This is a genomic window from Flexivirga sp., assembly GCF_051955415.1.
In the GTDB taxonomy this organism is placed as follows: Bacteria; Actinomycetota; Actinomycetes; order Actinomycetales; family Dermatophilaceae; genus Flexivirga.
Genome location: NZ_JBQCGS010000018.1, coordinates 12,942 through 34,227 on the forward strand (window position 1 = coordinate 12,942; position 21,286 = coordinate 34,227).

Genomic DNA, 21,286 nt, shown 5'->3' on the forward strand with positions numbered 1-21,286 from the left:
ATTCGCGGGAGGCCATCAGCTCGTGTGGTGGACCTCCTGCAGGCCGTAGACGGGGGTGTCGATGCCCTCGTAACGCGCCTTCAGCTGCAGCGCCAGGTAGAGCGAGTAGTGCCGCGACTGGTGCAGGTTGCCGCCGTGGAACCACAGCGCCTCCTGTTGGGTCGGCTTCCACATGTTGCGCTGCTCGCCCTCCCAGGGCCCTGGATCCTTGGTGGTGTCGGAGCCGAGCCCCCACACCTTGCCGACCTTGTCCGCGGTCGCCTGGTCGATGATGTCGGCGACCCAGCCGTTCATCGAGCCGTAGCCGGTGGCGTAGACGACCAGGTCGGCGGGCAACTCGGTGCCGTCCTCCAGCACCACCGAAGTCTCCGTCAGGTGGTCGACGTTGCCGTGCGCCAACTTCACCTTGCCGTCGCACACCAGCTCCGACGCGCCCACGTCGATGTAGTAGCCCGAACCGCGCCGCAGGTACTTCATGAACAGGCCCGACCCGTCGTCGCCCCAGTCGTGGTGGAAGCCGACCTTCTCCAGTCGGTCGTAGAAGTCCTTATCGCGCTCGGCCATCTGCTGGTAGAGCGGGATCTGGAACTCGTGCATGATCCGGTAGGGGAGCGAGGCGAAGATCATGTCCGCCTTGTCCGTGGTCACGCCGGACGCGACCGCCCGCTCGGAGTAGAGGTCGCCGAGGCCGATGTCCATCAGTGACGCCGACTTCACGATGTGGGTCGAGGACCGCTGCACCATCGTCACGTCGGCGTCGTGCTCCCACAGCGCCCCGCAGATGTCGTGCGCGGAGTTGTTCGAGCCGATGACCACCACCTTCTTGCCCGTGTAGGCCTCCGGTCCCGGGTGCTGGCTGGAGTGCTGCTGCTCGCCCTGGAAGATGTCCATCCCGGGGAAGCTGGGCAGGTTGGGCTTGCCCGACATACCCGTCGCGAACACCAGTTGCTTCGGCTCCAGGACGACCTCCTCGCCGTCCTTGTCGACCACGACGCGCCAGGTCTTCGTGTCCTCGTCGTATGTCGCCGACCGCACCGTCGAGCGCGACCAGTAGGGCACGTCCATCACCCGGGTGTACATCTCCAGCCAGTCGCCGATCTTGTCCTTCGGCGCGAACACCGGCCAGTTCGAAGGGAATTGCAGATAGGGCAGGTGGTCGTACCACACCGGGTCGTGCAGGCACAGACTCTTGTAGCGGCCGCGCCACTGGTCGCCGGGCCGGTCGTGCTTGTCGAGCACGACGTGCGGCACCTGCAGCTGGCGCAGGCGCGCACCGAGGGCGATGCCACCCTGTCCGCCGCCGATCACCACGACATACGGCTGGGTGGTGCGCCCGAGCGAGGACTCCTCATCCTGCTTCTTCTCCAGCCACGACTTCCGGCCGCGGGCCAGCTGGTGCTCGACCCCCTGCGGGCGGCGGGTGCCCTGGTTCTCCTCGTGCCCCTTGAGTTCGCGGAGGCTGGTCAGCAAGGTCCAGGCCCGGGTCTCGCCGTCCTGGTCCTTCAGCCGCAGGTGACCCTTCGCCCGGCCGACGGCGGTCTCGAAGGTGATCCAACACTCGATCACCCCACCGGCATCGGCGGGTTCCTCACTGAACTGCCAGTCGGTGGGGTCGGTGCGGTCGAGCGTGTGCTGCAGCAGGTCCCGTATGCCGTCCCGGCCCTCCACGGTCCGGATGTTCCAGGTGAACGACACCAGGTCCCGCCAGAAGCTGTCGGTGGCGAAGAGGCCGGCGGCAGCCTCGACATCGCGCGCCCGCAGAGCGGCGTCGAAGGCGGCCAACCAGGCCTCCGCCCGGTGCCGCGGCGTGGTGTGGTCGGTCGCGGCAGCGGGGACGTCCAGGGTCTCGGTCATCGCGCAGGTCCTTTCTCGAGCGACTGTGACCCACAGCACACTCCGCGGCTACGCTGATCGGAAGCGTTGCAGCACGTTGCAACGCCGGTCCGTGGCATCGCCGAAGGAGTTGTGCGTGACCGACTACAACGCCATCGCATTCGGCACCGATCTCGCCGGTTACGCGCGGGAGCTGATGCGCATGCACGACACCGTGCTCGGTGGTGGGCACGCGTCCATGCGGCCGCGCCCACTGGTGTCGCGCTCGTGGCAGCGGGTGCTCGGCTTCGGCCTGGTGCCGGACCGGACCGGCGCCCGCGACCCGGTCTCGCCGGAGCGACTCGAGCGGCTGCGTGCCGCGTCACCGCTGCGGCTGGTGATCGACGACCTGGCGCGAGTCATCGCGAGTGTCGCGGACGCGTCGCACTTCCTGATGGTCGTCACCAACGGTGACGGCGTGATCCTGTGGCGGCGGGGAGACAGCAGGGTGCGGCGGCGCGCCGACGAGCTCGGCTTCAGCGAGGGTGCCCGCTGGACCGAGGCGGAGGTCGGCACCAACGCGATCGGCACCGCGCTGCAGGAAGGCAGTCCGGTCCAGCTCTTCTCCGCCGAGCACTTCGAACAAGCCCAGCACCCTTGGTACTGCACGGCTTTCCCGATCCATGACCCCCGTACCGGCGAGTTGCTGGGCATCGTGGACATCAGCGGACCGGCGCTGACCCTGCACCCGGCGATCAGCGCGCTCGTCGAGACCGCGGTGCTGCTGGCCGAGTCGCTGCTGCGCCGCCACCACGAGGCAGCGCTCGAGCGGCTTCGCCAGGCGGCCGAGCCGATCGTCTCCGCGGCGGGTGGACCGGCGCTGGTCGTCGACGACGCCGGCTGGGTGGCGCACAGCGCGGGAGTCACCACCCGCGATCGCATCGCGGCGCCGCAACACGACAAGCCGCTCGCCGTGCCCGGCCTGGGGCTGTGCCTGCCGGAGCGGCTGGATCTGGGCTGGCTGGTCCGCCCTGCGGGCACCGAACGCCGGCTCGCGGCACATCTGCAGCTGCACCCCCGGCCGGTCGTCGAGATCCGCGCCGACGCCGAGCCGTGGCGGGTGGCGCTGTCCCGCCGGCACGCGCAGATCCTGCAGCAGCTGGTCGCCGCAGGCCCGGCGGGCCTGACGCCATACGACCTGAGCGTGGCGCTGTTCGGTGACGGCGAGCACGTCGTGGCGGCACGCGCCGAGGTCTCCCGGCTGCGGCGCACACTCGGCGCGATCGTCGACGGCAGCCCCTACCGGATCGCCGACGGCGTGCACCTCACCGTCGGCGAATAGGTCTCGATACGCTCGTTCCTCGCTACCCTTCGATACGCCCGCTCGTTCCTCACGGGCTACTCAGGACGTCGCTCGACCGGCGTGGAACGCGCGTCCTGCTGCAGATTGACCAACGGCATCACCCGATCGGCGTATGCCGCCAGGGTGTGCTCCTTGTCGTCGTGCTGCAGGTAGACCGCGAACTGGTCGACGCCCAGCTCGCGCAGCTCCTCGATGCGCTTGACGTGTTCTTCCGGCGGGCCGATGACGCAGAAGCGGTCGACGATCTCGTCGGGCACGAACTGGGTGTGTGTGTTGCCGGCCCGTCCGTGCTGGTTGTAGTCGTAGCCCTGCCGTCCGGCGATGTAATCGGTCAATGCCGTGGGCACGCCGGAGGACTCGCCATAGCGGCTGACGATGTCGGCGACGTGGTTGCCGACCATGCCGCCGAACCAGCGGCACTGGTCCCGGGCGTGCTCGGCAGCCTCGGCGGTGCCGTCGGTCACGTATGCCGGGGCCGCCACGCAGATGGTCAGCTGGTCCGGGTCACGACCGGCGGCGCTCGCCGCCGACCGCACCGCGTCGACCATCCAGGCGGTGATCTGCGGATCCGCCAGTTGCAGGATGTAGCCGTCGGCGACCTCACCGGTCAGGTGCAGGGCCTTCGGGCCGTATGCCGCCACCCATACCTTGAGCCGGGACATGGCCGCCCATGGCAGGCGCAGCGTCGAATCGCCATACGACACAGCCTCGCCGGACGCCATACCCCGGATGACGCCGACGGCTTCACGCAGGGCGGCCAGCGTGCTCGGACGCCCGCCCTCGACCCGGACCGCCGAGTCGCCCCGTCCGATACCGCAGACGGTGCGGTTGCCGTACATCTCGTTCAGGGTCGCGAACAACGAGGCGGTCACCGTCCAGTCCCGGGTGGTCGGGTTGGTGACCATCGGTCCGACGGTGACCCGGCGGGTGCGGTCCAGGATCTGGCTGTAGATCGGATAGGGGTCCTGCCACAGGATGTGACTGTCGAACGTCCAGACGTGGCTGAACCCGAGTCGGTCGGCTTGCACTGCCAGATCGACCACCCGCGCCGACGGGGGAGTGGTCTGCAGGACGACGCCGAAGTCCATCACACGAGGTACTGCGACAGGGAGCGCTTGAGGAATCGGCCGCGACCGGGGGAGCCGGTGAATTCGCCGGCGTGCAGGACGATCTCGCCGCGCGAAAGCACTGTGTCGACCTTGCCGGTGAACTCCCATCCTTCGTAGACGGAGTAGTCGACGTTCATGTGGTGGGTCTGTGCGGACACCGTCTGCTTCGCGGTCGGGTCGTAGAGCACGATGTCGGCGTCGGAACCCGGAGCGATGACGCCCTTCTTCGGATACATGCCGAACATCCGTGCCGGCGTCGCCGACGAGATCTCCACCCAACGCGCCAGACTGATTTCGCCCCTGGTGACGCCGAGGTGCAGCAGGTCCATCCGGTGTTCGACACCCGGCAGTCCGTTGGGTATGGCGCGGAAGTCGTCCTTGCCGAGCTGTTTGTCGGGCACGAAACAGAACGGGCAGTGATCGGTCGCGACCACGGACAGGTCGTTCGTGCGCAGGCCACGCCAGAGCTTGGCCTGCTCCTCCTGCGGTCGCAGCGCCGGCGTGCAGACGTACTTGGCGCCCTCGAAATCCGGTCGTGCCAGATCGGATTCGTCGAGGAAGAGGTATTGCGGGCAGGTCTCGCCGAAGACATTGCGGCCCGCGTCGCGCGCCTCGGTGACGACGTCCACGGCGGCACCGCTGGACAGATGCACGAAGTAGAGCGGCGCGCCGGTGACGTCGGCCATCTGGGTCGCGCGGTTGACCGCCTCCGCTTCGAGGGCGATCGGCCGGGTGAGGCCGTGGTACTTCGGTTCGGTGTGGCCCGCGGCGATGGCCCGTTGCACGATCTGGTCGATGGCGGTGCCGTTCTCCGCGTGCATCATGATGGTCGCGCCGTTGTCGCTGGCGCGATACATCGCCTGGATGATCTGGTCGTCGGTCGACAGGAAGACCCCCGGATAGGCCATAAACAACTTGAAGCTGGTGACGCCCTGGTCGACCAGTCCGTCCATTTCTTTCAGCGACGTCTCATTGACGTCGGCCAGGATCGCGTGGAAGCCGTAGTCGATGCAGGCCTTCCCCTCGGCCTTCGCGTGCCAGGTGTCGACCGCTTCCTGCAGCGAGCCGCCCTTCTGCTGCACCGGGAAGTCGACGATGGTCGTGGTGCCGCCCCAGGCCGCGGCACGGGTGCCGGTCTCGAAGTCGTCGACGCTGAAGGTGCCGCCGAACGGCATGTCCATGTGGGTGTGCACGTCGATGCCGCCCGGCAGGACGTATCTGCCGGAGGCGTCGAGTGTGCGGTCCGCGCTGATGCCGAGCGTCGCGGCGGTTCCCGGTGCGAGCACCGCGGAGATGATCTCGCCGTCGACGAGCACGTCCGCCGGTGCGGCGCCCTGCGGTGAGACGACCTGGCCGCCGCTGATGAGTGTTGTCGTCATACTGTGACTCCTTCGTCCTCCTCGGCGGGCTGCGCCGAATCGTCATACGAGACAGGTGCTTTCGACAGCTTCATCAAGGCGGTGTGTATGACGGCGCCGGCGACCAGGCCGATGATCCAACCGTAGTCCGCGAGCGGCTTCAGGAAGGGGATCATGCCGTCGACCGGGAAGGGCCCGGTCTTGTCGCCCTTGGCATCGACCCCCGAGTAGGACCCGCCGCCGGCCAGGACCGCCGCGACGACGAACGAGCCGACTGCGATCCAGTTCCATCCGCCGCGGAACCAGTAGAGGCCCCGTCCCCGGGTGTAGAGGTCGCGCACCACGAGCTTGCGGCGGCGCACGAACCAGTAGTCGGCCAGCAGGATGCCGGCGACCGGGCCGAGGATGGCGCCGACGAAGTTGAGCCAGGTGAAGATGTAGATGCTGGGGTCCGACACCAGTTTCCACGGCATGATCAGCACGGACAGCACGCAGGTGATGAGTGCACCGCGCCGGAAGTTGATGTGCCGCGGGACCGCGTTGGCGAAGTCGTAGGACGGACTGACCAGGTTGGCCGCGACGTTCACCGCGAGGGTGGCGATCATGACGGTGGCCAGGGCGAGCAGCGTCCCCACCCAGTTGTCGATGCGGGCGGCCAGCTGGATCGGGTCCCAGATGACCTCGCCGTAGACCTTCTCCGAAGCGGAGGTGACGAACACCGACAGCAGTGCGAAGAAGGTCATGGTGGTGGGCAGCCCGTAGGTCTGGCCGAGCATCTGCTGACGCTGGGAGCCGCCGAACCGGGTGAAGTCGGAGATGTTCAGCGACAGCGTCGCCCAGAAGCCGATCATCCCCATCAGAGCCGGCCCGAACGCCTTCCAGAACTCGTGACCGTGCAACGTGCCGGGCTGGGAGAGGATGTCACCGACGCCGCCGGCCTTGATCCACATGTAGATCAGCAGGGCAACCGCCGCGACGAGCACGACCGGGGCGGCCCAGTTCTCGAAGTGCTTCAGCGTCTCGATGCCGCGGACGATGATCGCGATCTCGATCAGCCAGAAGACGATGAAGCTGAGCCATTGGGTCCAGGCGAAGTCACCGATGTGACTCGCGTTGGCCCAGCCGCTGCCGAACATCTTCCCGGCCAGCAGGAAGATGCCTTCACCGCCGATCCAGGTCTGCACCCCGAACCAGCAGGTGGCGGCCAGAGCACGGATGAGGGCCGGCAGGTTGGCGCCGAAGATGCCGAACGACGAGCGCGCGAGCACCGGGAACGGTATGCCGTACTTCGTGCCACCGTGGCCGTTGAGCAGGATTGGGACGAGGACGATCACGTTGGCCAGCAGGATGATGAAAACCGCTTGCTGCCAGGACATTCCGGCCGCCACGAGTCCGGAGGCGAGGAGCCAGGACGGTATGTTGTGGCTCATCCCCACCCAGAGCGCCGTGTAGTTGTAGGTGTGCCAGGTCCGCTGCGTCACCGGCACGGGCACCAGGTCCTCGTTCGCCAACGCCGGATCGGTCAGGACCCGGGTGTCCTGGAGTTCGACGCGACCGTCGGGGCCTTCGATCTGACCGTCGCGGGCAACTGATGAGGCATCGACGGTCATCGGCAGGGCTCCTTCGCATCGAACGAGAATGCCGGCCACAGTAGCCGCGCCCAGCGTGCTCGAACTCGTGCACGGTGTCACGCATCACAGCCGCTGCGTTGCGTGTTGTATCGCCACCAAACCGGCCGCACGCGCGCGACGGATCAGGGAGAGTGAGGGGAGCAGACGACCACGATCAACCCCTGCCGGAAAGGCGGTCCGATGCAGTTGATGACGCTGGCCGAGGTGATCGAGCTCGCGGCGAGCCGCGAGGGCCAGCCGGAGGTGGTGCACGGCCACGACCACCTGTCGGACCCCGTCCGTTGGTGCCATGTGGGGGAGGTGCCCGACATCGGGACGATGCTCACCGGCGACGAGGTGGTGCTCACCACCGGTGCGATGCTCGCCGCCGACGAGGATCAGGTGGAGTATGTCGAGAAGATCTCCGAGGCCGGCGCCACCGCGGTGTTCCTCGGCATCGGCCGCACCTTCGACGACGTTCCACGCGCGTTGTTGCGGGCCTGCCGCGCCGCGGACCTGCCGCTGGTCGTGATGTGGCGACCGGTCGCCTTCGTCACCATCACCGAGGAGGTGCAGACGACGATCCTCGCGCGCGCCACCAGCCGATCGACGGTGTCGGAGAACGTGCGGGACGCGTTGCACCGCTTGACGATCCAGCGTGCTCCCATGCAGGCGCTGGTCGACGAGCTCGCCGGGCTGGCAGGGTGCCCGGTGGTCGTGGAGAACACCGCTCGGCAGGTGCAACTGGCAGCCGGCGAGGCCGGGCTGCGGGAGGTGTTGCGGGACTGGACGCGGCTGTCGCACTACGTGTCGCGCTGCGCCGGAGGCGGTGACGTGCACACCACGCCCGACGGCATCGTGGCCGCGACGTTGACCGAGGAGGGCCGCCCGTGGGGCACCCTCATCCTCTTCGCTCATGGTGAACCGGCCGAACGCTCGGAGGTGGTCGCCCGACGCGGCGTCGAGGCCCTCAACCTGCACAAACTGGTCTCCCGTGGCAGCGGCGACTGGCAACGGGAGGCGCAGGGTGTGCTGCTGGCGGATCTGCTCGGCGGGCACGGGGGCGTCGACCTGTTGGAGCTGCGGGCCCGTGCGTCCGGCTTCCGGATCCGGCACAACCGGCTCACCCCGCTGGTCGTGCGGCTGGCCAGGAGCCCCCGGGAGTGCTCGATGCTGCTGGACCGAGCGCGGTCGGTCGCCGGACGGTGCGGCGTCGGGGCGCTGCTCGGTCCGGTGGAGCACGGCACCGTGCGGATCCTGGTGTCCAGTGGCGCCGCCGACCACCCGGTCCGCACCGTGGACGAGTTCGGGCGACAGCTGTCCGCCGAGTCCGACGGGCGGATCGCGCTCGTCGCGGCCGGGCCGCCGGTGGAGGGCCTGGCCGGGCTGGGCCGGTCGTTCGCCCGTGCGCGGCAGACGCTGGAGGTGGCGACGCGGCTCGGCTGGCGTGACACGATCGTCGTCCGGCTGGCCGATCTGCGGCTGCCGGGTCTGGTGGAGGTGCTGGCCGCCAATCACGACGTGCAGGACTTCGTGGACCGCGAGCTGGGCCCGCTGCTGGACAGTCCGGAACTCATCGACCTGCTGGAGAGCTTCATCGCCAACGGCCTCAACAAGTCCTCGACGGCGCAGGCGCACCACCTGTCCCGACCGGCGGTCTATCGCCGGCTGGACCAGATCACCGAGCGGCTCGGTGTCGACCTCGACGACGTCCGGGCGGTCGCCGGCCTGTATGTCGCCCTGCTCGCGCTGCGGGCCCGCGGCCGCTGACCGGCGCTGGTCGAGTATCCCCATGACGCCGGTCGAGTGCCGACGTCGATGGTCGAGTAGCCCCATGACGCCGGTCGAGTAGGGCGAGCCGCTAGGCGAGCCCGTATCGAGACCTCGCCATACGACCTATCGCTCGGTGATGGCCGTGTACGTGTCCGGACGCCGGTCGCGGTAGAACGCCCAGGTGGCGCGCTGCTCGCGGATCGCGTCGAGGTCCAGGTCGCGCACCACCAGTTCCTCGACCTGGTCGGAGGCGACGTCGCCGACGAACGCGCCGCGTGGGTCGGCGAAGTACGACGTGCCGTAGAAGTCGTCGTCGCCGAGCGGCTCGATGCCGACCCGGTTGAGGGCACCGACGTAGTACATGTTCGCGGCGGCGGCGGCCGTCTGCTCCAGCTTCCACAGATGGTTGGACAGACCGCGAGACGTGGCCGACGGGTTGAAGACGATCTCGGCACCGGCGAGGCCGAGGCCGCGCCAGCCCTCGGGGAAGTGCCGGTCGTAGCAGATGTAGACGCCGACCTTGCCGACGGCGGTCTCGAAGACCGGCCAGCCGTCGTTGGCGCCCGGCCGGAAGTAGAACTTCTCCCAGAACCCGTGCAGCTGTGGGATGTGCGTCTTGCGGTATTTGCCGAGGTACTTGCCGTCGGCGTCGATGACCGCGGCGGCGTTGAACAGCACGCCCGGCTGCACCTCCTCGTAGATCGGCAGGATCATCACCTGGCCGGTCTCCTTGGCGATGGAGCTGAAGCGCTGCACGATCGGGCCGTCCGGAATGGCCTCGGCGTACTCGTACCAGGCCTTGTCCTGGACCTGTGCGAAGAACGGCCCCATGAACAGCTCCTGGAAGCAGATGACCTGGCTGCCCTGCCGGGCCGCCTCGTGCGCGATCTCCTCGTGCGCATCGAGCATCTTGTCCTTGTCCCCGCGCCAGTGGGTCTGGAACAGCGCGGCTTTGACAGTGGTCATGGGCGGCCTCCCGTGGTCGCGAACGTCGGTGATGCAGAGACGCTAATCCGCGGCGCCTGCGCGGTGACCCGTCGTCCTGTCACGAGAATGCGCGCCGGTGTTACACCGTGTCGACGACCGATCAACGGGTCAGCAACTGGAGAGTGGGGGTTCAAGTCGTCGACCGGACCGTGAGGGTGCTGCTCGACCGCAGCACGACCTGCTCGGCGACCATGGTCGCGCCACGGTGATATCGGTGGCCGGCGGCAACAAGCGTGTCTTACGTTATGTAGTACACTTGGATCATGGCCGACACTATTACGTTCCGTCCCGATGAGGATGCGGCAAGGGCTTTGGCAACGCTGACGCGCGACGGCACGTCGGTCTCGACGGCGGTGCGGACAGCGTTGATCGAAGCTGCTCGCGAACGCGCGCGCCAGGCACTTCGTGCCGAGGCTGAATCCCTTGCCGCGGATGAGCAGGACCGCGCCGAAGCCGCGCAGGTGCTCCGGGACATGGAGAGCCTGCGTGCGTGGTGAGGTCTATCGGCTGCGTGCTTCTCGCGATGTGCGCGGGCATGAGCAGCGGTATCGCCGGTACGCGGTAGTTGTCCAGTCCGATCAATTCCCCCTGTCGACGTGGCTGGTGGCGCCGACGTCGACGTCGGCACGCGCCGCGAGCTTCAGGCCCGAGGTCGAGATCGGCGGGCGTATTACGCGTGTGCTGGTGGAACAGACCGTTGCGATAGACCCAACGCGGCTGGGAGACAGCGCCGGGCACCTGACGTTCGGCGAGCTGAGGCGAGTGGACGCCGCGCTTCGTCTCGTTCTTGAGCTCTGATCCCCACCACCCGGATCCCGGGCACGAATCCGTCGTAGCTCACGTGCTGGTGCGGATCCATGATCTGGAGAAGAATCCGGATCGCGAGAACGAATATGCGCCTGGCCCGCCGCGCACCAGGGCTGAGCTGGAGGGGTTGGGCATCAGCGATGCCACCCCGACATGGTCTGTCCACACCCTGGAGCGCTACGACGCCACAACAGACCTCGCGGAGGCGCCGATCAAGGTCCAGATCGTGTCGTCGGCGGATCTCGCTTCACACCCGGTCGGCCCATTCCTCTCTCTGTATTGGTACGAAACCCACACCAGTCCGTCGAGACGATCCAAGCCGAGAATCGACAGAAGCTGCAGGTTGATTGGGAACAGAAGGTGACCCTCCGAGAGGTTCGAGAAGCCTTCGCACTCCAACATCAGACGCGGAGCGTGACCTTACGACGATCCGCGTGCGGCGTCGTGCGCGTGTACACCCGTCTAGTGTGAGAGCGTGCTCGTGCCGTATGACCATGATTGGCCCCACCAGTTCGAGATCGCCGCGAACGAGGTGCGCAGCCTGGGCAACGACGAGTGGCTGATCGAGCACATCGGCTCCACCTCCGTTCCCGGGCTCGCGGCCAAGCCGATCATCGATCTCGCCGTTTGCATCCGTGGCCTGGACGACTTCAACGCGCATCGCGCAGCTCTGGAGTCTGGCGGCTGGAAAGTCGCCAGCCGCGTCCGCACGCACCCCGTGATGATCTACGAGCACAACGGGCGTCGCACACGCATCGCACACTTCTTCACGCGCGAGCGATGGGAATCGGTCAATCAACGCGTCCTGCGCGACTGGCCGCGCGAGCACCCTGCGGATGCATCGCGTTACCAAGCCGCGAAGGTAGCCGCAGCCCAAGCTGCATGGCAGGACGGCGTCTCGTACAACGATGCGAAAACAGAGGTCATTCACGAACTCGTTGACCATGCCCGCGCCGCACGAGGCCTGCCACCCGCGACTGCCTATGACAAGTAGCCAGCCTCCGCCCGCTACACCGATCCACGCACGTCCATGCTCCGCATGGCGATCGGCGACCGCGCACGCCAAGTGATTGCCGATCGGCACAACGACGGTGCCGACAAGTAGCTGCGTTTTCACACGCGACCCGATGATGGTCACGCGGCGCGTGACGATCGGCCGCTGCAACGTAACAGTCGGACAGTCGACGGTGAGAGGTCAACGGATGTCGCGAAAGACGAGGATCGCGACATCCGTTGACCTCTCGACGTAGCCCTTCCAGCTCCTCAGGCATGTGCTGATAGACCGCCGACGAATGAGACCGACACCCCGCAAGAGGTTCCACCACCGGTGACGCCGCAGGTCGTAGCCGAATCCAGGCTCTGAGCGGACGATCGCCGTCCCGTAGGCACCGTCCGGCTCCGCAACCGGGACGGGGGCGCCTTGTGACACCGACAGGCTCGCGCCCGACAGCGGGCTTGCCTGCAATCAAGTTGGAGACCCAGAGCTCGGACGAATAGAATGCGGGCAGCAGCGTTCGAGCCGTCATCAGCGGCGAGCTTCCGGAAGAACAGCGTCCGTGCCTGTCAACGGCGGGTGCCCAGTAGAACCGGACGGGACGAGCCCGTCACAGCTCATGCACGAGCGGTCGTATGACGAGCCCTTTTCGCCATACGACAAGCGAGGTGGTACCGCGGTGCCGGCCCGACGGGCAGGCGTCGTCCTCGAGCAGGACGAGCCGACCGCGAAAGAGAAGCACTCGCATGACCTATCCGAAGGTCGATCTGACCGCATCCGAACCGCACGGAGTCTCGTCGTCGGCGGACTTCCCGGCGATCGAGAAGGCCGTGCGCGAGTACTGGGCGGCCGACGACACCTTCCGTGCGTCGGTCGAGCAGCGCGAGCCCGGGAAGAACGGCGACAACGAGTTCGTCTTCTACGATGGTCCGCCCTTCGCCAACGGCCTGCCGCACTACGGCCACCTGCTCACCGGCTACGTCAAGGACCTCATCCCGCGCTACCAGACCATGCGTGGCAAGCGGGTCGAGCGCCGGTTCGGCTGGGACACCCACGGGTTGCCCGCCGAGCTGGAGGCGATGAAGCAGCTCGGTCTGAAGACCAAGGACGAGATCGTCGAGATGGGGGTCGACAAGTTCAACGCGGCGGCCCGCGCCTCGGTGCTGCGTTACACCGACGAGTGGCGTGAGTATGTCGAGCGGATGGGCCGCTGGGTCGACTTCGACAACGACTACAAGACACTCAACCCCGACTACATGGAGTCGGTGATCTGGGTCTTCAAGCAGCTCTACGACAAGGGGCTGATCTACGAGGGCTTCCGGGTGCTGCCCTACTGCTGGAACGACGAGACGCCGCTGTCCAACCACGAGCTGCGGATGGACGAGGACGTCTACCAGATGCGTCAGGATCCTGCGGTCACCGTCGGATTCCGTTGCACCAGCAGCAAACTCGACGTCCTGCAAGGTGCCTACTTCCTCACCTGGACCACCACGCCGTGGACCCTGCCGTCCAACCTCGCGGTGATGGTCGGGCCGGACATCGACTACGTCGTCGTCGAGACGGACCTGCCGACTGGCACCGCCCAGCGTTATGTCATCGCGCACGCGCGGCTGGCGGCATACGCCAAGGAGCTCTTCGGTGACGCCAAGGCCGACCCCGAGCCGTATGTCGTCGCCCGGCTGACCGGCAATGACCTGCTCGAGTCGGTCTATGCGCCGCCGTTCACCTACTTCACCGACCACGACAACGCCTTCCGCGTCGTCCCGGCCGACTTCGTCACCACCACGGACGGCACCGGCCTGGTGCACAGCGCCGGCGCGTTCGGTGAGGACGACATGATCGTCACCGAACGTGAGGGCATCAAGCCGGTCATGCCGGTCGGTCCCGACGGGCGCTTCACCCACCCGGTGACCGAATACGAGGGCATGCTCGTCTTCGACGCGAACCCGCACATCATCGACGATCTCAAGGCCGCCACCAGCGCCGGTCGAGTAGCGGAGGAGCGAAGCGGGGGAGTGTATCGAGACCAAGCCCCGGGCCTCGATACGGCCTCGCCTAGCGGCTCGCCCTACTCGACCAGCGCGGGAAGCGTCACGCCCGGCACGGTCCTGCTCCGGCGCGAGACCTACGAGCACTCCTACCCGCACTGCTGGCGGTGCCGAAACCCGTTGATCTACAAGGGAGTCAGCTCCTGGTTCGTCAACGTCACGGCGTTCAAGGAGCGCATGCTTGCGCACAACCAGGAGATCAACTGGGTGCCCGGCAACGTCAAGGACGGCCAGTTCGGCAAGTGGCTGGCCAACGCCCGCGACTGGTCGATCACCCGCAACCGGTTCTGGGGCAGCCCGGTGCCGGTCTGGAAGTCCGACGACCCGGCACACCCACGGATCGATGTCTACGGGTCCTTCGAGGAGCTCGAGCGTGACTTCGGGGTCAAGGTCGACGACCTGCATCGCCCCGGCATCGACCAGCTGACCCGGCCCAATCCCGATGACCCGACAGGGAAGTCGACGATGCGGCGGGTCGAGGACGTGCTGGACGTGTGGTTCGACTCGGGGTCGATGCCCTACGGCCAGGTGCACTACCCCTTCGAGAACGCCGAATGGTTCGAGCACCACTACCCGGCGGACTTCATCGTCGAATACATCGGTCAGACGCGCGGCTGGTTCTACACGCTGCACATCCTGGCCACGGCCCTGTTCGACCGTCCGGCGTTCAAGAACGTCATCTGCCACGGCATCGTGCTTGGCAGCGACGGCCAGAAGATGTCCAAGTCCCTGGGCAACTACCCCGATGTGTCCGAGGTCTTCGACCGTGACGGCGCGGACGCGATGCGCTGGTTCCTGATGAGCAGCCCGATCCTGCGCGGCGGCAACCTGATCGTCACCGAGCAGGGCATCCGCGACGGTGTCCGGCAGGTGCTGTTGCCGCTGTGGAGCAGCTGGTATTTCTTCAGCCTCTATGCGAACGCCGCTGGGGCGCAAGGGAGTTGGCGCACCGACTCGGCCAACGTGATGGACCGCTACGTGCTGGCCAAGACCAGGGAGCTGGTCGAGACCGTCCGCATGAACCTGGACGAGTTCAACGTCGCCGGTGCGTGCGACGCGGTGCAGACCTTCCTGGACGTGCTCACCAACTGGTACATCCGCCGGTCCCGCGAACGCTTCTGGTCCACGGGGGGCGCGGACGACGACTCGCAGGCGGCCTTCGACACGCTCTACACCGTGCTGGAGACCGTCTGCCGGGTCGCCGCACCGCTGCTGCCCTTCACCACCGAGCAGGTATGGCGCGGGTTGACCGGTGGCCGGTCGGTCCACCTCACCGACTGGCCGGTCGCCACCGACCTGCCCGCCGACGAGCGACTCGTCGCGGCGATGGACCGTGCCCGCGCGGTCTGCTCGACGACGCTGGCGGTGCGCAAGGCGCAGCAGCTGCGCGTGCGCCTGCCACTGGCCGCGCTGACGGTCGTCGTCGACGACGCCGCGACCCTGGGCGACTTCAGCGACCTGATCGCCGACGAGGTCAACGTGCGCGAGGTGCGGCTGGTCGATCTGGCCGAGGCCAGCGAGGCCGACTTCGGCATCGAGCAGAAGCTCACCGTCAACGCCCGCGCGGCCGGCCCGCGTCTCGGCAAGGACGTCCAGCGCGCCATCAAGGGCAGCAAGTCCGGCGACTGGTCCGTCGCCGAGGACGGCACGGTGACGAGCGGCGGGTTGCCCTTGCAGGAGGGCGAATTCACTCTTGAGTCGGTCGTCACCGACCAGGCGCAGGCCGGCCAGGTGCCGGCCATGCTGCCCGGCGGCGGCTTCGTGGTGCTGGACACCGACGTCACCGACGAGTTGCGCATCGAAGGCGTGGCCCGCGACATCATCCGCGCGGTGCAGCAGGCCCGCCGGGACGCCGGCCTCGACGTGAGCGACCGGATCAGCCTCGGCGTGGCCGGCGACGACGACGCCTGGCAGGCGACCGTTACCCACCAGCAGTTGATCATGCGTGAGACGCTGGCGGTGCAGTTCGGGTCGGCGGGGGCGGGGCACGAGCTGCCGGGCGCCGTCGACGCCGACCTGGGTGGCGGCAAGCACGTGTCGATCTCGGTCAAGCGCGTCGAGTCTCCCGCGCACGCCGCAACGGGATCTGCAGCAGAGGGGAAGTAGCGATGAAGGTGGCAAGCGGGGTGCTGCTGCGGGCAGCGACCGGTGACGACCTCCAGGGTGTGATCGAGGTCGGCCAGCAGACCTGGCCGGCCACCTACGGGCCGATCGCGGGCGAGGACTACGTCGCGATGGGCCTGGCCAAGTGGTGGACCGCCGACGCGACGATCCCCGCCATACGCGCCGGCCGGGTCACGGTCGCCGAATACGACGGTGACATCGTCGGTATGACGTCCGTCGGGCCGCTCGACGGGCATCTGGCGTTGTGGAAGCTGTACGTGCTGCCGGAGTTCCAGAGCGCCGGCGTCGGCGGCATGCTGATGCGCGCGGCCATCGCCAAGGCGAAGGCCGACGGGTATGACGAGATGGTGCTGTCCTACCTGGACGGCAACGACCACGCGCGCGGCTTCTACGAGCACTCCGGCTTCACCGAGACCGGGCGGGAGAGCACCGGCGGCGGTGTGCCCGACTCGGTGTGGATCCACCTGCCACTCGACGACGACCCCGACGCGACGGTGTTGGATGGTGCACATGGCTAGTGGTCGACCCGACGCCGCGCAGCGCGAAGCCGCGCATCAGCTGGAGATCCGCAAGCGGTTGCGGGAGGTGGAGGAGGCGATCCTGGGACGGACGCCCGAGTCCAGCCCGGAGCCGTCGCTCGAGCGCGTGCGCCGCATCATGGAGCTGCTCGGCGACCCACAGCATTCCTTCCCGATGGTGCATCTGACCGGCACCAACGGAAAGACGACCACGACCCGTGCGGTCGAGCGGATCCTGCGCGAGACCGGCCTGTCCACCGGTCGCTTCACCTCGCCGCACCTGCACAACGTGCGCGAGCGGATCGCGTTGAACGGCAAGCCGATCGACCCCGAACGCTTCATCGCCACGTATGACGACGTGCTGCCCTACGTCGAGATCATCGACCACGAGGCCCGCGCGGCGGGGGAGCCCACGACGACGTACTTCGAGATCCTGGTGGTGATGGCCTACGCCGCCTTCGCCGACGCACCGGTCGACGTCGCGATCGTCGAGGTGGGACTCGGCGGGCAGTGGGACGCCACCAATGTCGCCGACGGTGACGTCGCGGTCATCACGCCCGTCTCGTTGGACCACACCCGGCTGCTCGGCTCGACGGTCGAGGAGATCACCCTGGAGAAGCGCGGCATCATCAAGGACGGCGCCATCACCGTCGTCGGCAATCAGGAGCCCGGCGTCGACGAACTCATCGCCGAGCGCGTCGCCGAGGTGGGCGGTTCGGCCAAGCGTGAGGGCATCGACTTCGAAGTGCTCGAACGCGACCAGGCCGTCGGCGGCCAGCAGCTGACTGTCCGGGGATTGGCAGCGGTCTACCCGGAGCTCTACGTGCCGCTCTTCGGCGACCACCAGGCGCACAACGTCGCGACGGCCGTCGCCGCGGCGGAGGCGTTCCTCGGCGGGGGAGAGCGGGCGCTCGACATCGACGTGCTGCGCGCCGCGCTGGCCGATCTCGACTCACCCGGCCGGCTGGAGATCGTCCGGCGCTCGCCGACCGTGCTGGTCGACGCGGCGCACAACGCCGCCGGTATCCGTGCGTTACGCGACGCACTCAACGACTCGTTCACCTTCGTGAAACTGGTCGGGGTGCTGGCGATCTTCGCCGACAAGGATGCCGAGGACATGCTCTCGACGTTGGAACCCGTCCTGGATCACGTGGTGATCACTCGCAACTCGTCGCACCGCAGCATGCGGCCCGAGGACCTGGGTGCTGTCGCCGTCGAGATCTTCGGCGAGGACCGCGTCGATGTCGTGCCCGGCATGGCCGACGCGATCGACCGCGCCGCGGAGCTCGCCGACGAGGGCGGCGTCGCCGGTGGCGTGCTGGCCACCGGGTCGATCCAGACCGCCGCCGACGTCCGAGCGCTGCTCGGCGTCACTCAGGCATGAGCGCCGGGAGTGGGCTGATCGGCAACGTTCTCGTCCACGGCGTCGGCGACCGTATGACGCGCCGCTTCGCGGGCGTCGTCGTCGGGTCGCAGACCGTGGTGGTCTTCCTCGGCGCGCTCGTCGCCTGGGCGATCGCCAAGGCGCAGCACGACACGGCCCACACGTCATACCTGGTGATCGGCCTGGTGCTGGCCGTCCTGTGCGTCGTCGCGGCGGGCACGCTGCGCCGGCCGTGGGGCGTGACGCTCGGCTGGATCGTCGAGATCGCGACGCTGCTCGCGGGTTTCGTGTTGCCGATGATGTTCGTCGTCGGCGTGATGTTCCTGGCACTGTGGGTCACCGCCCTGGTCCAGGGCCGCAAGATGGACGCCTTGACCGCCCGCCACGAGGAGACGCCTCCGGAATGACCTGGTTCGAAGCGATCGTGCTGGGGATCGTGCAGGGACTGACCGAGTTCCTGCCGATCTCGTCCTCCGCCCACCAACTCATCGTCGGGCGCCTCTTCTGGGGCAACGACGGTGGTGGCTCGGCATTCACCGCAGTCAACCAGTTGGGCACCGAGACCGCGGTGATCGTCTACTTCTGGCGGGACATCGTCCAGATCCTCAAGCAGTGGGCGCTGTCGGTCGCCGGCAAGGTGCCGCGTTCGGACCCCGATGCCCGGATGGGCTGGTTGGTCATCGTCGGCACCATCCCGATCGGCATCCTCGGCCTGGTCTTCAAGGGCTTCATCGAGGGGCCGCTGCGCAACCTGTGGGTGACCGCCAGCATGCTGCTGATCTTCGCCATCGTCATCGCCGTCGCGGACGCGTCGGTGGACGACCGGGGGCACGGCGCGGATAACGAGGAGGAGCACGGCAAGACGCTCGACGACCTCGACGTCAAGGACGGCATCCGCTTCGGCCTCTGGCAGGCGCTGGCCCTCATCCCCGGAGTGTCCCGGTCCGGCGGCACCATCTCCGGTGGACTCTTCATGGGCTACACCCGCAGTGCCGCGGCCCGTTACTCATTCCTGCTCGCCATACCCGCGGTCGTGGTGTCGGGGCTCTTCGAGCTCAAGGACCTGCACGGCAGCGACGGCGACGGCTGGGGGCAGATCGCGATCGCCACCGTGCTGGCGTTCGTCGTGGGCTACGCCGTGGTGGCGTGGTTCATGCGATACATCTCGCACCACAACTTCCGGCCGTTCGTCTACTACCGGATCGCGCTGGCCGTCTTCCTCTTCGGCCTACTGGTGCTGGGCAAGGTCGCGGCATAGCCGCATCCCCGGTCCGCCGTAGCGGACGGCCCCAGCGTGCCCGCCATACCCGGCGTCCGCTTGAATGTGAGCCATGGAACGAACCCTCGTCATCGTCAAGCCCGATGGATTCGCCCGCGGCCTCACCGGCGAGGTCCTGCGCCGCATCGAGGCGAAGGGCTACACGCTGGACACGTTGCAGATCATGACCGCGGACCGTGACCGGCTCGCGCAGCACTACGCCGAGCACGAGGGCAAGCCGTTCTACCAGCCGCTGGTGGACTTCATGGCCAGCGGTCCGGCGACCTTCGCGATCGTGACGGGGGAGCGGGTCATCGAAGGCTTCCGTGCGCTCGCCGGCGCCACCGACCCGACCGGCGCGGCACCCGGCAGCATCCGGGGCGACCTCGGCCGCGACTGGGGCCTGCCGGTGCAGCAGAACATCGTCCACGGCTCGGATTCTCCCGAGTCCGCCGAGCGCGAGATCGGCATCTGGTTCCCGCGTTCCTGAAGCTGGTTCCTGTCCCGCACGCGTGCATCGCTCGCGACTCTCGCGGGGACGGTGGTCGCGGAGCGGTCACCGCCTGCCGCTAAGCTCCGCACTGGACGCGAACATGCAGGGAAAGCCGGTGCGAATCCGGCGCTGACCCGCAACCGTGTGCCGACCGGGCGTCGTACCCCGTCGGCGAGCCGGAGCACCTGTGCGTCCACCGGCGATCTCGTCGCGGCTCCGCGAGACTGCCCGGCGCACACTTCTGCGGGCCGCGTGATCTCGTGGAAGGCACTCACTCAATGACATCGACTCTTCGCACCCGTGCGGGTCTCACGGGCGCCCTCGCCGTGGCCTGTGTCGGCCTGACCGGCTTCGCGGCGGCCGCACCGGCGCGGGCGGCCCAGCCGGACGGCACGACCGGGGCACATTTCCTGGCGCAGCAACTGGCCGCCGGTGGCGACCACTTCTCGGTCAGTGCCGGCACCGCCAGCTACGCCGACTACGGCCTGACGATCGACGCGATCCTCGGCCTGGACTCGGCCCGGACCGGACAGTCCGAGGCGCAGCGGGCGGCGGCATACGTCAGCAAGAACGCCCCGGCCTACCGCACCGGCGGCGACCCGCACGAGGCGTATGCCGGAGCTACCGCCAAGTTGCTGGTGTTCGCGCAGGCGCAAGGTCTGCCCACCGCCGCCTACCTGAAGGACCTGAAGTCGCTGGAGCAGTCCACGGGGCAGTTCAAGGACACGTCGCAGTATGGCGACTACTCCAACACCATCGGCCAGTCACTGGCGATCGTCGGCCTGATCCGCGCCGGCCAGACGGACGCCAAGGCTGTCGACTTCCTGCTCCAGCAGCAGTGCGCCGACGGTGGCTTCCGGATGACATTCACCGGATCGTGCTCCGGCGACACGGACGCCACGTCACTCGCGGTGCAGGCGCTGGCCGCCGCCGGCGGCCACCAGGCCCAGCTCACCAAAGCGGTCAACTTCATCGCCGGTCAGCAGGGGGCGAACGGCGGCGTCATCGAACCCGCGGCGGTCTCCGGCGCCAACACCAACAGCACCGGACTGGCCGCGGTCGCGTTCGCGCTCGCCGGTCGGACGGCGGAGGCGGCCAAGGCGAAGAGCTTCGTGCAGAGCCTGCAGTTCGGTTGCTCCGCCCCGGCGGCGCTGCGAGGCGGCTTCGCCTTCGACAAGAAGTCCTTCGACGCGCAGGTGGCCAAGGGCGCCAAGGCGACGCCGGGCGACAAGGAGCACCGGGCCACCGCCCAGGCGCTGCTGGCCTACAGCCAGGTGCCCTACCTGAAGATCACCGCCGGTGGCACCGCCTCCGCACCGGCACTGCGTTGCGCACCGAGCGCTCCGACGTCGACCGCGACTGGCACTGCGAGCCAGAGCGCGTCGGCCACCTCCAGCGCCGCCGCGACCTCGACCACCACCGGCCCGCCGATCATCACCGACGGTCCGTCGGCCGGCAACGGCAACACCGGTGTGCTGTTCGCCGGCGCGGCAGTGCTCGGTGGCGCGGCCCTGGCCGGAGCCGGGCTGCGACGCCGACTGCGTTCGGGTCGCTGACCCGCGTCCGGCGCGCTGCAGCCTTCGCTCCCGCTGCGCCGAGCGGACCGTTGTAGTACCGGCAGGACCGGCGTTTCGGAGCACAACTGCCC

General features: G+C 68.1%; 18 protein-coding genes. 13 read left to right on the forward strand and 5 right to left on the reverse strand.

Annotated features, from left to right (window positions below):
* Positions 1–15: 15 nt before the first annotated feature.
* A complete protein-coding gene (locus tag ACTHL4_RS02975) occupies positions 16–1,854 on the reverse strand; it encodes an NAD(P)-binding domain-containing protein (protein WP_440281245.1) in 1,839 nt (612 codons plus the stop codon).
* A 115-nt stretch (positions 1,855–1,969) separates the two neighbouring features.
* On the opposite strand from ACTHL4_RS02975, the gene ACTHL4_RS02980 reads away from it, so the two are divergent.
* The gene (locus ACTHL4_RS02980; protein WP_440281246.1) at positions 1,970–3,154 is read left to right on the forward strand and encodes a transcriptional regulator; all 1,185 of its coding nucleotides are present in this window, start codon (positions 1,970–1,972) and stop codon (positions 3,152–3,154) included.
* Positions 3,155–3,210: 56 nt separating this feature from the next.
* Here ACTHL4_RS02980 and ACTHL4_RS02985 read toward each other — a convergent pair whose 3' ends face one another.
* From ACTHL4_RS02985 to ACTHL4_RS02995, 3 genes are read right to left on the reverse strand one after another with little or no spacing between them, the layout of a single operon-like run.
* The gene (locus ACTHL4_RS02985) at positions 3,211–4,263 is read right to left on the reverse strand and encodes a TIGR03842 family LLM class F420-dependent oxidoreductase (RefSeq protein ID WP_440281322.1); all 1,053 of its coding nucleotides are present in this window, start codon (positions 4,261–4,263) and stop codon (positions 3,211–3,213) included.
* The gene (gene hydA / locus ACTHL4_RS02990; RefSeq protein WP_440281247.1) at positions 4,263–5,663 is read right to left on the reverse strand and encodes a dihydropyrimidinase; all 1,401 of its coding nucleotides are present in this window, start codon (positions 5,661–5,663) and stop codon (positions 4,263–4,265) included. Before hydA ends, ACTHL4_RS02985 begins: the two co-directional genes overlap by 1 nt.
* On the reverse strand, positions 5,660–7,252 hold the full coding sequence (locus ACTHL4_RS02995; protein WP_440281248.1) for an NCS1 family nucleobase:cation symporter-1: 1,593 nt from the start codon (positions 7,250–7,252) through the stop codon (positions 5,660–5,662). Before ACTHL4_RS02995 ends, hydA begins: the two co-directional genes overlap by 4 nt.
* Before the next feature lie 201 nt (positions 7,253–7,453).
* On the opposite strand from ACTHL4_RS02995, the gene ACTHL4_RS03000 reads away from it, so the two are divergent.
* Complete coding sequence (locus ACTHL4_RS03000) at positions 7,454–9,022, forward strand: PucR family transcriptional regulator (RefSeq protein WP_440281249.1); 1,569 nt, start codon at positions 7,454–7,456, stop codon at positions 9,020–9,022.
* A 126-nt stretch (positions 9,023–9,148) separates the two neighbouring features.
* On the opposite strand, the gene ACTHL4_RS03005 is transcribed toward ACTHL4_RS03000, so the two are convergent.
* Positions 9,149–9,991, reverse strand: a complete 843-nt coding sequence (locus tag ACTHL4_RS03005) for a nitrilase-related carbon-nitrogen hydrolase (RefSeq protein ID WP_440281250.1) — start codon at positions 9,989–9,991, stop codon at positions 9,149–9,151.
* A gap of 284 nt (positions 9,992–10,275) precedes the next feature.
* Here ACTHL4_RS03005 and ACTHL4_RS03010 point away from each other — a divergent pair, with 284 nt between their 5' ends.
* From ACTHL4_RS03010 to ACTHL4_RS03060, 11 genes are all read left to right on the forward strand, one after another.
* Complete coding sequence (locus tag ACTHL4_RS03010; RefSeq protein ID WP_440281251.1) at positions 10,276–10,509, forward strand: hypothetical protein; 234 nt, start codon at positions 10,276–10,278, stop codon at positions 10,507–10,509.
* The gene (locus ACTHL4_RS03015) at positions 10,499–10,810 is read left to right on the forward strand and encodes a type II toxin-antitoxin system PemK/MazF family toxin (RefSeq protein ID WP_440281252.1); all 312 of its coding nucleotides are present in this window, start codon (positions 10,499–10,501) and stop codon (positions 10,808–10,810) included. The genes ACTHL4_RS03010 and ACTHL4_RS03015 overlap by 11 nt, the downstream gene beginning before the upstream one ends.
* Positions 10,811–10,853: 43 nt before the next feature.
* Positions 10,854–11,183 (forward strand): hypothetical protein, encoded by a 330-nt coding sequence (locus ACTHL4_RS03020; protein WP_440281253.1) that lies wholly within the window; start codon positions 10,854–10,856, stop codon positions 11,181–11,183.
* Between the two features lie 111 nt (positions 11,184–11,294).
* Complete coding sequence (locus ACTHL4_RS03025) at positions 11,295–11,813, forward strand: GrpB family protein (protein WP_440281254.1); 519 nt, start codon at positions 11,295–11,297, stop codon at positions 11,811–11,813.
* A 746-nt stretch (positions 11,814–12,559) separates the two neighbouring features.
* Complete coding sequence (gene ileS / locus ACTHL4_RS03030; RefSeq protein ID WP_440281255.1) at positions 12,560–15,967, forward strand: isoleucine--tRNA ligase; 3,408 nt, start codon at positions 12,560–12,562, stop codon at positions 15,965–15,967.
* 2 nt (positions 15,968–15,969) lie between these two features.
* Positions 15,970–16,503, forward strand: coding sequence for an N-acetyltransferase family protein (locus ACTHL4_RS03035; RefSeq protein WP_440281256.1), 534 nt, complete (start codon positions 15,970–15,972; stop codon positions 16,501–16,503).
* The gene (locus ACTHL4_RS03040) at positions 16,496–17,887 is read left to right on the forward strand and encodes a bifunctional folylpolyglutamate synthase/dihydrofolate synthase (protein ID WP_440281257.1); all 1,392 of its coding nucleotides are present in this window, start codon (positions 16,496–16,498) and stop codon (positions 17,885–17,887) included. The genes ACTHL4_RS03035 and ACTHL4_RS03040 overlap by 8 nt, the downstream gene beginning before the upstream one ends.
* The gene (locus ACTHL4_RS03045; RefSeq protein ID WP_440281258.1) at positions 17,884–18,294 is read left to right on the forward strand and encodes a DUF4233 domain-containing protein; all 411 of its coding nucleotides are present in this window, start codon (positions 17,884–17,886) and stop codon (positions 18,292–18,294) included. Before ACTHL4_RS03040 ends, ACTHL4_RS03045 begins: the two co-directional genes overlap by 4 nt.
* Complete coding sequence (locus ACTHL4_RS03050) at positions 18,291–19,145, forward strand: undecaprenyl-diphosphate phosphatase (protein WP_440281259.1); 855 nt, start codon at positions 18,291–18,293, stop codon at positions 19,143–19,145. Before ACTHL4_RS03045 ends, ACTHL4_RS03050 begins: the two co-directional genes overlap by 4 nt.
* Before the next feature lie 73 nt (positions 19,146–19,218).
* Positions 19,219–19,635 (forward strand): nucleoside-diphosphate kinase, encoded by a 417-nt coding sequence (gene ndk / locus ACTHL4_RS03055; protein WP_440281260.1) that lies wholly within the window; start codon positions 19,219–19,221, stop codon positions 19,633–19,635.
* A 281-nt stretch (positions 19,636–19,916) separates the two neighbouring features.
* Entirely contained in the window at positions 19,917–21,194 is a 1,278-nt protein-coding gene (locus ACTHL4_RS03060) for a prenyltransferase/squalene oxidase repeat-containing protein (RefSeq protein ID WP_440281261.1), read from the forward strand.
* Positions 21,195–21,286: the final 92 nt, after the last annotated feature.

Excerpts from the sequence above, each read along its gene's own strand:
- ACTHL4_RS02975 (WP_440281245.1), bottom strand. The coding sequence starts at position 1,854 with ATGACCGAGACCCTGGACGTCCCCGCTGCCGCGACCGACCACACCACG.
- ACTHL4_RS02985 (WP_440281322.1), bottom strand. The coding sequence starts at position 4,263 with ATGGACTTCGGCGTCGTCCTGCAGACCACTCCCCCGTCGGCGCGGGTG.
- hydA (WP_440281247.1), bottom strand. The coding sequence starts at position 5,663 with ATGACGACAACACTCATCAGCGGCGGCCAGGTCGTCTCACCGCAGGGC.
- ACTHL4_RS02995 (WP_440281248.1), bottom strand. The coding sequence starts at position 7,252 with ATGACCGTCGATGCCTCATCAGTTGCCCGCGACGGTCAGATCGAAGGC.
- ACTHL4_RS03000 (WP_440281249.1), top strand. The coding sequence starts at position 7,454 with ATGCAGTTGATGACGCTGGCCGAGGTGATCGAGCTCGCGGCGAGCCGC.
- ACTHL4_RS03005 (WP_440281250.1), bottom strand. The coding sequence starts at position 9,991 with ATGACCACTGTCAAAGCCGCGCTGTTCCAGACCCACTGGCGCGGGGAC.
- ACTHL4_RS03010 (WP_440281251.1), top strand. The coding sequence starts at position 10,276 with ATGGCCGACACTATTACGTTCCGTCCCGATGAGGATGCGGCAAGGGCT.
- ileS (WP_440281255.1), top strand. The coding sequence starts at position 12,560 with ATGACCTATCCGAAGGTCGATCTGACCGCATCCGAACCGCACGGAGTC.
- ACTHL4_RS03035 (WP_440281256.1), top strand. The coding sequence starts at position 15,970 with ATGAAGGTGGCAAGCGGGGTGCTGCTGCGGGCAGCGACCGGTGACGAC.
- ACTHL4_RS03040 (WP_440281257.1), top strand. The coding sequence starts at position 16,496 with ATGGCTAGTGGTCGACCCGACGCCGCGCAGCGCGAAGCCGCGCATCAG.
- ACTHL4_RS03045 (WP_440281258.1), top strand. The coding sequence starts at position 17,884 with ATGAGCGCCGGGAGTGGGCTGATCGGCAACGTTCTCGTCCACGGCGTC.
- ACTHL4_RS03050 (WP_440281259.1), top strand. The coding sequence starts at position 18,291 with ATGACCTGGTTCGAAGCGATCGTGCTGGGGATCGTGCAGGGACTGACC.
- ndk (WP_440281260.1), top strand. The coding sequence starts at position 19,219 with ATGGAACGAACCCTCGTCATCGTCAAGCCCGATGGATTCGCCCGCGGC.
- ACTHL4_RS03060 (WP_440281261.1), top strand. The coding sequence starts at position 19,917 with ATGACATCGACTCTTCGCACCCGTGCGGGTCTCACGGGCGCCCTCGCC.